Source organism: Streptomyces sp. NPDC045899 (assembly GCF_056431485.1).
Genome location: NZ_JBWKKP010000007.1, coordinates 220,770 through 232,797 on the forward strand (window position 1 = coordinate 220,770; position 12,028 = coordinate 232,797).

Sequence of the window (12,028 nt, forward strand, 5' to 3'; positions counted from 1 at the left end):
TCCAGGCGGATGAGTATGCGGGTACGTCAGTTGGCCACCCTCAGTAGACGGTTCGGGGAGCCCGGTCCCGCGTTCCGGACGCTGCCCCTGGCCGCGGCGGCCGTCAGGGCGGCGCTCACCCGGGCCGGGGAAGCCGACCGGTGGGCTGCCAGGTACAGCGCCGCGGCACCCGCCGCATGCGGTGCGGCCATCGAGGTGCCTGACCGGGTGGCCGCCGCCGTGTCGCTCTCGTTCGAGGCCGAGACGATCCGGTCGCCGGGCGCGAACAGGTCAACGGCGGGGCCCCGGTTGGAGAACGCCGGACGCCGGTCGAAGCGGTCGGTGGCCCCGACCGTGAGGGCTTCCCGCACCCGGCCGGGCGAGGAGGTCCCGGCGCCCAGGCCCTCGTTGCCCGCCGCGACCGTGAAGGTGAGTCCGGAGGCGACCCCGGTCCGCACCGCGGCGTCCCACGCGGGCACCGGTGCCGGATCCGTCGTCCCCAGGCTCAGATTGACGACCGCGGGCCGCACCGCGTGCCGCAGCACCCAGTCGAGCCCGGCGAGCACCTGCGCGCTGGTACCCCGGCCGCGGTCGTCCAGCACCCGGACGGCCACCACCTCGGCGCGCTTGGCCACACCGTAGCGGGTGCCCGCCGCGGTGGCGGCCACATGGGTGCCGTGGCCGTTGCCGTCCTCGGCCACCGGATCGTCGTCGACGAAGTCCCAGCCGGAGCGGGCCCGGCCGCCGAAGTCCCGGTGGGAGGTGCGCACCCCGGAGTCGACGACGTAGACCGTGACACCGCGCCCGCCGTCCGCGGGCGCGGTGTACGCCCCGTCCAGGGCACGTTCCGGGGATCCGTCCGGCAGACGTGTTCCGGCGGCCGGCTGGTCGATCCGGTCCAGACCCCAGGACGGGGGAAACGGGTGGGTGCGCGGGGCGGGGTCCGAGGGTCTGTGCGCGGTGGCGGCCGTGCGCAGCGACACCGCCGCGTCCGGGGTCACCGAGGCCACCGCCGGATCGGCGGCGAGCCGTCTCGCCTGTCCCGCGTCCGCGCGTATCGCGAAGCCGTCGAGCGCGGTGCGGTAGGTGCGGCGGATGCTCACCCCGTAGCGCTCCACGGTCTTGCGGGCCTGTCCGGAGGAGGCCGGCGGCGTCCCCGGCCCCCGTTTGAGCGCCACGATGTAACCGCCGTCCGCAGCCGTGTCCGGATGCCGGCCCAGGGCGGGGACGGCCGGGGCGGGCGGTGCCAGCGCCAGCACCGCCGCCGCGGCGGCGGCCAGCGCCCCCGCCGTCCGGCGGTGGCGCCCACGGGTGTGTGCCATGGGTCGAACCCCTCCCCGAGTCACGTGGCGTCAGCGTCTCGTGACGGCAAAGATCCGGACAAGGGCGCACCCGGGGGCGGAATCGGCCATATCGACCGCGGGCGGAGTGCGGAGGGTTGCGGTGGTTACCGGCCTTTTCCGCGCGGTGGTCAGCGGGCCCCGCGCGGGTCGCGGGCCGCGTGCTCCGGCGCGCCGGACACGCCGTCGAGCCCCGCCGCCCCGCCGGCCCCGCCGACCAGCCCCGTCGCCAGCAGCCGCAGTCCCGCCTCGGCCGGGGAACCCGGCTCCGCGCCGTACATCAGCAGCGCCTGGCCCCCGGAGTCCGGCAGCCGGGTCATCTCGAAGCCCAGCTCCAGCGGGCCGACCAGCGGATGGTGGAACGCCTTCGTACCGAAGGAACAGCGGCGCACCGCATGGCGGGCCCACAGCGCCGCGAACACCTCGCTCTTCATGGTCAGCTCACCGATCAGCTCCGCCAGGCGCCGGTCGTCGGGGTGTTCGCCCGCCGCCACCCGCAGCGAGGAGACCGCCCGCCGTGCCTCGGTCTCCCAGTCCGGATACAGCTCGCGGGTGTGCGGATCGAGGAAGAGCATCCGCTGCGCGTTGGGCCGCTCCCGGGGACGGTCCGGCGCGTCCGCGGGCAGGTGTCCGGCGATCAGGGCGTGTCCCAGCGGGTTCCAGGCCAGCACCTCGAACCGGCGGTCCATGACCAGCGCGGGCACCCGGTCCATCGCCGCGAGCAGCTGACGGGTGGCGGGGCGGGCGCATTCCGCGCGCGGTGCGCGGGGGCGGCCGCCCCGCACCGGACGGGCCAGATTGCGCAGATGGGCGTGTTCGTCGGGGGTCAGCCGCAGCGCCCGCGCGATGGCGTCCAGCACCCCGTCCGAGGCGCCGGTGGACTGTCCCTGTTCCAGCCGGGTGTAGTACGCCACGCTCACCCCCGCCAGCTGGGCCAGCTCCTCACGGCGCAGTCCGGGCACCCGGCGCCGGGTGCCGTACGCGACCAGTCCGACGTCCTCGGGACGCAGTGCGGCACGGCGGGTGCGGAGGAAGTCGCCCAGTTCGGCAGGTGTGTCCATGGGGACCAGTGTTCACCGTCGGGGCGCGCCGTGCCTGTCCCTGTCAGTGGCAGGCTGGGCAGGCCCCGGAACACCGTGGCCGGAAAGGCCGTTCCGGTCCGCCACCGCGTCCCGGGGGCGGGCGAAAGCCCCGAAACGAGGACGCGTCGGCCGCTACCGTCGAAGGGTGAAGGCCATTCGTCGATTCAGCGTGCGTCCCGTCCTTCCGGAACCCCTACGACCCCTGCAGACCCTGGCGCGCAATCTGCGCTGGTCCTGGCATCCCGAGACCCGTGATCTCTTCGAGGCGGTGGACCCCGGGAGATGGCGGGCCGCGGGCGGCGACCCGGTGCGGCTGCTGTCCACCGTGCCCGTCTCCCGCCTCGCCGAGCTGGCCGGGGACCGCGGCTTCCTGCGCCGTCTTCGGGCGGCCGACGACGATCTGCGCGACTACCTCACCACACCCCGCTGGTACCAGGGCCGGTCCGGCGAGGACCCGGCGGCGCGCCCGCCCGCCGCCATCGCCTACTTCTCCCCGGAGTTCGGCATCACCGCCGCCCTCCCGCAGTACTCCGGCGGCCTCGGCATCCTCGCCGGGGACCACCTCAAGGCCGCCAGCGACCTCGGGGTGCCCCTGATCGGCGTCGGACTGCTCTACCGCCACGGCTACTTCCGCCAGTCCCTCTCCCGCGAGGGCTGGCAGCAGGAGCGCTACCCGGTGCTCGACCCCGACGAGCTGCCGCTGACCCCGCTGTGCGAACCGGACGGCCGGGCGGTGCGCGTCCCGCTCGCCCTCCCCGGCGGCCGGCCGCTGCACGCCCGGATCTGGCAGGCGCGGGTCGGCCGGGTGCCCCTGCTGCTCCTGGACTCCGACGTACCGGAGAACGGCCACGGCGAGCGCGAGGTCACCGACCGGCTCTACGGCGGCGGCAGCGAACACCGGCTGCGCCAGGAGATGCTGCTGGGCATCGGCGGGGTCCGCGCGGTGCGCGCGTACTGCGGGCTGACCGGCCACCCGGAGCCCGAGGTGTTCCACACCAACGAGGGCCACGCCGGGTTCCAGGGCCTGGAGCGGATCCGTGAACTCATCGCCGACGGCGCCGGTTTCGAGGCCGCGCACGAGGCGGTGCGGGCGGGCACCGTCTTCACCACCCACACCCCCGTGCCCGCCGGGATCGACCGCTTCGACCGGGAGCTGGTCGCCCGCCACTTCGGCGACGACGGCGAACTCCCCGGGATCGCGGTCGAGCGGATCCTCGCCCTCGGCATGGAGACCTACCCCGGCGGCGAGCCGAACCTCTTCAACATGGCGGTGATGGGACTGCGGCTGGCCCAGCGCGCCAACGGGGTGTCCGTACTGCACGGGCGGGTCAGCCGGGAGATGTTCGCCGGGCTCTGGCCGGGCTTCGACCCCGAGGAGGTGCCCATCACCTCGGTCACCAACGGTGTGCACGCCCCCACCTGGACCGCCCCCGAGATCACCCGGCTCGGCGCCCGGCAGTTCGGCCACCTCTCCGACGGTGAACTGTGGCGGCTCCGCCGCACCCTGCGCGAACAGCTGGTGAACGAGGTCCGGCGGCGGCTGTACGCGGCCTGGCGGCAGCGCGGCGCGGGCACCGCCGAACTCGGCTGGATCGACGGTGTCCTGGATCCGGACGTCCTCACCATCGGCTTCGCCCGCCGGGTCCCCTCCTACAAACGGCTCACCCTGATGCTGCGCGACCCCGACCGGCTGATGGAGCTGCTGCTCCACCCGGAGCGGCCGGTCCAGATCGTCGTCGCGGGCAAGGCCCACCCCGCCGACGACGGCGGCAAGCGGCTGATCCAGGAGCTGGTGCGGTTCGCCGACGACGCCCGGGTCCGCCACCGGCTGGTCTTCCTGCCCGACTACGGCATGGCGATGGCCCAGAAGCTCTACCCCGGCTGCGACGTCTGGCTCAACAACCCGCTGCGGCCGCTGGAGGCGTGCGGCACCAGCGGGATGAAGGCGGCGCTCAACGGCTGTCTCAACCTCTCCGTCCTGGACGGCTGGTGGGACGAGTGGTACGACCCCGACTTCGGCTGGGCCATCCCCACCGCCGACGGCACCGCCACCGACGAGACCCGCCGGGACGACCTGGAGGCCGCCGCCCTCTACGAGCTGCTGGAGCAGCGGGTCGCCCCGCGCTACTACGACCGCGGTCCGGACGGCCTCCCCGCCCGCTGGATCGACATGGTCCGGCGCACCCTGACCACCCTCGCCCCCAAGGTGCTGGCGGGCCGGATGGTGCGTGAGTACACCGAGCGGCTCTACGCCCCGGCCGCCCGCGCCCACCGGGTCCTGGACCCCGCCACCGCCGGTGAACTGGCCCGCTGGAAGGCCCGGGTACGGGACGCCTGGCCCGGAGTCGCCGTGGACCATGTGGAGGCCCGGCTCACCCCGCCCGCCGCCGCCGGCGCCGCCGAACTGGGCTCGGCGCTCTCCCTGCGGGTCCGGGTGCGGCTCGGCGGTCTGGAACCCGGTGACGTCGAGGTGCAGGCTGTCGCCGGACGGGTCGATGACACCGACCGGATCACCGACGGCACCCGGGTGCCGCTCAAGCCCACCGCCGGCCCGGACGCGGAGGGCCGCCGTCTCTACGAGGGCCCGCTCGCCCTGGACCGCACCGGTCCCTTCGGCTACACCGTCCGGGTGCTGCCCGCCCACCGGCTGCTCGCCGACCCCACCGAACCGGGCCTGGTCGCGCTGGTGCCGGAGACCACCGCGGAGGAGGCGGGTGTCCTGCTGCGCTGACACCGGCCACCGGGGCGCTTCCCGGCAACCCCGTCAACGTGCTGGGCGCGTCGGCCGGTTGGGGCTACGCTGGGGGGTGGACCACGGAGCAACGGGGGAGTTGCACCCCATGTCCGACGTCATGTGGTGCACGAAAATAGCCGGCCGTCAGGCCGGAACGCTCGGTCCCGCGGGGCGGAAGCCCCGTGTAGCACGTATGAGATCTTGGACGTCGGCAGGACCTCAGCTGACCACTGTGTGCGGTGGTCGGGCTGAGCCTGCCGGGCCACCAGTTCGATCACCCGAGAGAAGGGTTGAGAGCTGGTGGAGTGGGACACCATCACCCTGCTCGTGCTCGCGGCCTTCGGGCTGGCCGGACTCGTGCTGACGCTGGCCGCGGAGACGCTCTCCAAGGTGCCCGCGGTCATCGAGGCATGGCGCCGGGCCCGTACCGCATGGCGCGGGGGAGACGACGGCTCCCGATGACCCCCGGACACGAGCGCGAGACGTAATGGCCCCGGGAGCCGGGCGGACCGAGAACGGCCCGCCCGGCCGGAGTCATCCGGGGTCCGGATGACGTTCACACCGTGGCTCAGGTGACGTTCACGCCGCCCCAGGCCTTGTCGACCGTCTTGTACTCGGTGCTGCTCGCGCCGTACAGGGCCTTGGCCGCCTTGAGGGTGGCGGTGCGGGCCTTGGCGTAATTGGTGGTCGACGTCATGTACGTGCTGAGCGCCTTGTACCAGATCTTCTCGGCCTTGGTGCGCCCGATGCCCTTGACGATGCGGCCGTCCTTGGTCGGACTGTCGTAGGTCACCCCGCCGATGACCTTCCGCCCGCTGCCCTCGGCCAGCAGGTAGAAGAAGTGGTTGGCGATACCGGAGGTGAAGTGCGGGTCGTCGTCGCCGACGCCGCGCTTCCAGTAGTCGTAGGAGTAGCCGTCCTTGCTCGGCTTGTCCATGTAGCGCAGCGGGGTGCCGTCGCCGTTGATGTCGATCTTCTCGCCGATGAGGTAGTCACCGGGGTCCTTGGCGTTCTTGGCGTAGAACTCGACCGCCGTGCCGAAGATGTCGGAGGTGGCCTCGTTCAGCCCGCCGGACTCACCGCTGTACTCCAGGTTGGCGGTGGCGGAGGTCAGACCGTGGCTCATCTCGTGGCCCGCGACATCGAGCGAGGTGAGCGGGTTCTTGTCGTCCTTGCCGTCGCCGTAGGTCATGCAGAAGCACTCGTCGTCCCAGAACGCGTTCACATACGCGGTGCTGAAGTGGACGCGCGAGTAGGCGGCCTTGCCGTTGTTCCGGATGCCGTTGCGGTGCAGAACCTTCTTGTAGTAGTCCCACGTCATGGCGGCGCCGTAGTGGACATCCACGGCGGCGGTCTGCGCGATGGTGGGCTTGCCGTTGCCCCAGACGTTGTTGGCGTCCAGGAATTTCGACCCCTTGCCCTCTTCCTTGTGCTTGAGGTTGTACGTCATATGGCCACCGCGGGCGGTGTCCTTCATCAGCCACTGGCTGCCGCTCTTGACGGTGCCGACGGTGACCTTGCCGTTGTGCTGGCCGGTACCGCTGCCGGTCTCGATGGCCTCGTAGGAGTAGAGCTCCTTGCCGGAGCCGGCGTCGGTGATGATGTGCTTCCGGCTCGGGGTGCCGTCCTTCTGCACACCGCTCACCACGGTCTCCCAGGCGAGCACCGGCTTGCCGGTGGCGGCCCAGATCACCTTGCGGGGCGCGCGCTCGGTGGTGGCCGCGGACCCGGCCGAGGACTTCGCGGCGCGCAGCGCCGACCGCTGGGCACTCGAAGAGGCGATGGCGGCACGGGTGTCGGACACCGCGATCTTCGCGTCGGTGGCCTTGGTGACACCCTCGGAGGCGCCGCTCGCGGACTCGTGGACGACCAGATCGCCGCCGAGGACGGGCAGTCCGGCGTAGGTGCGCTCATAGCGGGTGTGGATGGTGCCGTCGGCGTCCTTGACCACGTCACGGACGACGAGCTTCTCCTTGCCGCCGAGACCGAGCGACCTGGCGGTGGACGCCGTGGTGGCGCCCGCCTCGCGCAGCAGCTCGGCGCGGGCCGAGGCGGAGAGCGTCAGGGTCTGGGCGCCGGTGGTGCCGGACTTCGGGGTGGCCGCATCCGCCGAGCCGGTGGTGAACCCGGCGGCGAGGAGGGAGGCCGCCACGGTCGCCGCGCCCGCGGCGAGGGCGGTGCGGCGTCTGTGGCGTGACAAGCCGGATATGACAGACGTCGAGCGTGAGTCCACGCGCATCTCCTGTTGTCATGGGAAGTTGGAGGGCATAGCCGTCCAACACGGCAAAGATGTGTCTTTGCGGTGAAGAAAAACATACCGGTGCCCGGGGCGATTGCCCCGGGCACCGGCTATGTGAGGGAGCGAACTCCGCTTGTTTTACTTGACGTTGACCCCGGCCCAGGCGGCGGCGACGGCCTTGGCCTCGGCACCGTCGGCGCCGAAGAGGTCGTTGGCGGCCTTCACGGTCGCCTCACGGGCGGCCTTGTAGTCCGTGGTGGAGGTCATGTACGTGGTGAGCGCCTTGTACCAGATCTTCTCGGCCTTGTCCCGGCCGATGCCCTCGACCTTGGAGCCGTCCGCGGTCGGGCTGTCGTACTTGACGCCGTTGATCTCCTTGGCGCCGCTGCCCTCGGACAGCAGGTAGAAGAAGTGGTTGGCGACACCCGAGGAGTAGTGCACGTCCTGACCGCCGACATCGTCGGACCAGTTGTCCGCCGACTGACCGTCCTTGCTCGGCTTGTCCATGTAGCGCAGCGGGGTGCCGTCGCCATTGATGTTGATCTCTTCGCCGATCAGGTAGTCGCCGACGTCCTCCTTGTTCTTGGCGGAGAACTCGACCGAGGCGCCGAAGATGTCGGAGGTGGCCTCGTTCAGGCCGCCGGACTCACCGGTGTACTCCAGACCGGCGGTCTTGGAGGTGACACCGTGGGACATCTCGTGCGCCGCGACGTCGAGGGCGGTCAGCGGGGCCTTGTTGCCCTCACCGTCGCCGTACGTCATGCAGAAGCACTCGTCGTCCCAGAAGGCGTTGACGTAGCTCTCGCCGTAGTGGACCCGGGAGTACGCGCCCTTGCCGTCATCGGCGATGCCGTTCCGGCCGTGCACGTTCTTGTAGTAGTCCCAGGTGACACCGGCACCGTACTGGGCGTCGACGGCCGCGGTCTGCGGGTCGTCACCCTTGCCGTTGCCCCACTTGTCGTCCTCGTCGGTGAACGCCTTGCCCTCGCCGTCCTCCTTGTTCTCGAGGTTGGTGGTCTTGTGGCCACCGCGGTCGGCGTCGGTCAGGGTGAAGCCGCTGCCCTCCTTGGAGGTGCCCAGCTCGACCGCACCGGAGTACTGGCTCTCACCGCTGCCGGTCTTGATGCCCTGGAACTCGAAGAGCTTCTTGCCGGTGGCGGCGTCGGTGATGACGTGCAGCTGGTTGGGCGTGCCGTCCTTCTGCACACCGCCGACCACGGTCTCGTGGGCCAGCACCGACTTGCCGTCGGCGGCCCAGACCACCTTGCGCGGGGTCTCGGCGACGGCCTTCTTGGTGCCGTCGGCCTTGGCCAGCTTGACCGCGGTCTTGGCGGCGCTGGTCGGGGCGACCGTGGCGGTGGTGGCGACCTTGATGGTGGCCTTGCTCGCCTTGGTGACGCTTCTGGCGTCGCCGCCCTTCTTGCCCTTGGCCTCGTGGACGATCAGGTCGCCGCCGAGGACGGGCAGACCGGCGTAGGTGCGGTCGTACCGGGTGTGGACGGTGCCGTCCTTGTCCTTGATGACATCCTTGACGACCAGCTTCTCCTTGGCACCCAGGCCAAGGGACTTCGCGGTGTCCGCCTTGGTGGCGTTGGCGTCGCGCATCAGCTCGGCGCGGACCGACGCGGTCATCTTGGCGGGCGTTGCACCGGCGCGGACGTCGTCCCCGGCGGGGGCGGCGCCGGCGGAGCCGGTGGTCATTCCGGTGGCCAGCAGGGCCGCCGCGGCGACCGCAGCGCCGGCGGCGATGACCGAGCGGCGCTTTCCGCCGCGGGATATGGGCGTGGTGAACGTCTTGCTCACGCGAAACTCCTCATTGCTGTGGGGGGGTCAGCGCCGGGCAGCGGGGAAGTGCGGCCCGGTGCTGAACAAGAGGTGCGTAATGCCTCGGCAGACTGTCACATAAGTCGAGGACATGTCACGGGTTTGGCGACAGGTCGGCCGGAAAATGTTCGTTGAATGTTGATCATTCTCCGGATACCGGATTCAACGGGGCAGGCCGCGGCCCCCGTCCACGGTGTGTGGCGGGGGCGCGAAAGGGCGCATGGGGGCTTGTTACGGCCAAGTAGCCCTGCTCCGGCGGGAGTCGGTGGTGCGGAGGGGGCGCAAACGCATGGAGGCGCCGCCAGGGGGAGTCGGGTCACCCCTGGCGGCGCCTGCTGTGTGGGAAGGGTCACACCCTCATCGGGCGCGGTTCAGCTGAACCGCGGTCAGAAGGTGAGCTTCCAGCTGTTGATGTAGCCGGAGTCCTGCGCGTACACGTCCTGCACCTTGAGCTTCCAGGTCCCGGACGCGGCCTCGGACGAGGCGTCGACCGTGTAGGTGGTCTTCACGTCGGCCGCCGAGTCGAAGATGCTGGAGTTCTTCAGCCGGTACGCGGTGCCGTCCGGGGCGACCAGGTCGATCACCAGGTCACCGCGGTAGCTGTGGACGATGTCCACGGCCACCTTGAGGGCGGAGGACGCGTTCCCGGACCGGCTGACCGTGATGGGCGAGGTGACGGCCGCGCCCGCGTCGGGGACGGCCACGTCCGTGGTGTTCTCGAAGACGCTGCCGCCACCACTGGTGTTGACGGTCCAGGTGAAGGACGCCGTACCGGTCTTGCCCTGGGAGTCGGTCACCGTGACCTTCACCGCGCTGGAGCCGGTGGCGGTCGGGGTACCGGAGATCAGACCGGAGGAGGAGTTGATCGACAGCCCGGCGGGCAGCCCGGTGGCGGCGTAGGTCAGCGCGCCCGCGTTGGAGCTGGTGGCCTTGATCTGCAGGCTGACCGGCTGGTTCACGATGCTGGTCTGGTCGCCGGGGCCGGTGACGGAGACGCCGTCGGCGATCCGGGTGCCCACATTGACGCCGGCCCAGGCGTTGGCCACCGCGGTGTACTGCGCGCTGCTCTGGCCGAACAGCTCGCCCGCCGCCCACAGGGTGGCGTCACGCGCGCCCGCGTAGTTGGTGTTGGAGGTCATGCGCTGGCTCAGCGCCTTGAACCACACCTTCTCGGCGTTGACCCGGCCGATTCCGGTCACCGGGACGTTGTCGTAGGTGGGGCTGTCGTACTTGACGCCGTTGATCTCCTTGGCGCCGCTGCCCTCGGAGAGCAGGTAGAAGAAGTGGTTGGCGATACCGGACGAGTAGTGCACGTCCACGTTGCCGACCCCGGAGTACCAGCTGTCCTTGGAGGCGCCGTCCTTGCTCGGCTTGTCCATGTAGCGCAGCGGGGTGCCGTCGCCGTTGATGTCGATCTTCTCGCCGACCAGGTAGTCGCCCGGGTCCTTGGTGTTGTTGGCGTAGAACTCGACCGCTGCGGCGAAGATGTCGGACGTGCCCTCGTTGAGGCCGCCGGACTCACCGCTGTAGACCAGCTTGGCGGTGGCCGCGGTGACGCCGTGCGTCATCTCGTGGGCCGCCACGTCGATCGAGGTGAGCGGCTTGGCGCTGCCCTGGCCGTCGCCGTAGGTCATGCAGAAGCAGGAGTCCTGCCAGAAGGCGTTGACGTACCCGGTGCTGTAGTGGACCCGGGAGTACGCGCCGACGCCGTCGCCCCGGATACCCGAACGCCCGTGGACGTTCTTGTAGTAGTCCCAGGTCTCGGCGGCGCCGTAGTGGGCGTCCACACCGGCGGTCGCGGCGTCCGAGGTGGTGCCGTTGCCCCAGACGTCGTCCGTGTCGGCGAAGAGCGTGCCGGTGCCCGACGTACCCCGGTTGAGGTTGTACGTCTTGTGGCCGCCGCGGCCGCTGTCGGTCATGTTGTACGAACCGGAGCTGCCCGAGGTCCCTATGGTGACCTGGCCGCTGTACTGGCTGTTGCCGGTGCCGTTCATGACGGCCTGGTACTGGTAGAGCTTCTTGCCGGTGGTGGCGTCGGTGATGACGTGGAGCTCGTTGGGGGTGCCGTCCTCCTGGAGGCCCCCGACCACGGTCTCGTACGCCAGCACCGGGGTGCCGTTCGCCGCCCAGATCACCTTGCGCGGGGCGCGGTCGGCCTCGGTCTTCCGCGAACCCTCCGCGTTCGCCGCCTTGACGGCGGCCTTCTCCGCGGTGGCGGCCTTGACGGTGGCGCTCGTGGTGGCCACCTTGACCCGGGCCTTGGTGGACTTGGCCACCGCCTGCACCGTGCCGCTCTTCGCCCGGTCGATGACCAGGTCGCCGCCGAGCACCGGAAGTCCGGCGTACGTGCGCTCGTAGCGGGTGTGGGTGGTCCCGTCGACGTCCTTGATGACGTCCCGGACGACCAGCTTCTCCTTGGCGCCGAGGCCCAGGGTCCGGCTGGTGGTGCCGGTGGCGGCCTGGGCCTCACGCAGCAGCGCCGCGCGCTGGGCGGGGGAGAGCTTGACCGGCATGGCGCCCGGGTCCGCCTTGGCGGACATCGTCCCGGCGGCGGGCGCGGAGCCCGATCCGTCCGGGCGGGCGGACGCGGTGCCGGCCTGCACACTGACGGCGATCATCGCGGTGGCGGCGACGAGGGCGCCGGTCGCGATCGCACGCCGTCCGGGTCTGTGCTGCCGTTGGGGGAGTGATCTCACGCTGACTCCTTCTGCGCTGGCCGCGCGATGGCGCGGCCGGGACGACCGGGCGGCTGGGTCGCCGTCCGGGCAGGGCGAGGCAGAACAAGCAGATCTTCGAAGGTGCGGTGGGGGGTGGCTGTCCGAGGTGCGAC

7 protein-coding genes are annotated in these 12,028 nt (G+C 71.3%); 2 read left to right on the forward strand and 5 right to left on the reverse strand.

The annotated features are described in order from the left end of the window. Nucleotides 1–26: 26 nt before the first annotated feature. Both AC07FT_RS13475 and AC07FT_RS13480 read right to left on the reverse strand, forming a co-directional pair. Nucleotides 27–1,301: a S8 family peptidase gene (locus tag AC07FT_RS13475; RefSeq protein WP_479176375.1), complete on the reverse strand. Its 1,275-nt coding sequence runs from the start codon at nucleotides 1,299–1,301 to the stop codon at nucleotides 27–29. 149 nt (nucleotides 1,302–1,450) lie between these two features. Then, nucleotides 1,451–2,380: a helix-turn-helix domain-containing protein gene (locus AC07FT_RS13480; RefSeq protein ID WP_479176376.1), complete on the reverse strand. Its 930-nt coding sequence runs from the start codon at nucleotides 2,378–2,380 to the stop codon at nucleotides 1,451–1,453. A gap of 166 nt (nucleotides 2,381–2,546) precedes the next feature. Between AC07FT_RS13480 and glgP the strand changes: the two genes are divergently transcribed. Next, nucleotides 2,547–5,132: an alpha-glucan family phosphorylase gene (gene glgP, locus AC07FT_RS13485; protein ID WP_479176377.1), complete on the forward strand. Its 2,586-nt coding sequence runs from the start codon at nucleotides 2,547–2,549 to the stop codon at nucleotides 5,130–5,132. 303 nt (nucleotides 5,133–5,435) lie between these two features. Next, nucleotides 5,436–5,597 (forward strand): hypothetical protein, encoded by a 162-nt coding sequence (locus AC07FT_RS13490; protein WP_254738687.1) that lies wholly within the window; start codon nucleotides 5,436–5,438, stop codon nucleotides 5,595–5,597. 106 nt (nucleotides 5,598–5,703) lie between these two features. Here AC07FT_RS13490 and AC07FT_RS13495 read toward each other — a convergent pair whose 3' ends face one another. The 3 genes from AC07FT_RS13495 to AC07FT_RS13505 form a co-directional block, all read right to left on the reverse strand. Continuing rightward, nucleotides 5,704–7,374, reverse strand: a complete 1,671-nt coding sequence (locus AC07FT_RS13495) for a M4 family metallopeptidase (protein ID WP_479176378.1) — start codon at nucleotides 7,372–7,374, stop codon at nucleotides 5,704–5,706. 138 nt (nucleotides 7,375–7,512) lie between these two features. Beyond that, on the reverse strand, nucleotides 7,513–9,177 hold the full coding sequence (locus AC07FT_RS13500) for a M4 family metallopeptidase (protein WP_479176379.1): 1,665 nt from the start codon (nucleotides 9,175–9,177) through the stop codon (nucleotides 7,513–7,515). A gap of 407 nt (nucleotides 9,178–9,584) precedes the next feature. Beyond that, nucleotides 9,585–11,816: a M4 family metallopeptidase gene (locus AC07FT_RS13505; RefSeq protein WP_479176434.1), complete on the reverse strand. Its 2,232-nt coding sequence runs from the start codon at nucleotides 11,814–11,816 to the stop codon at nucleotides 9,585–9,587. Nucleotides 11,817–12,028 lie beyond the last annotated feature (212 nt).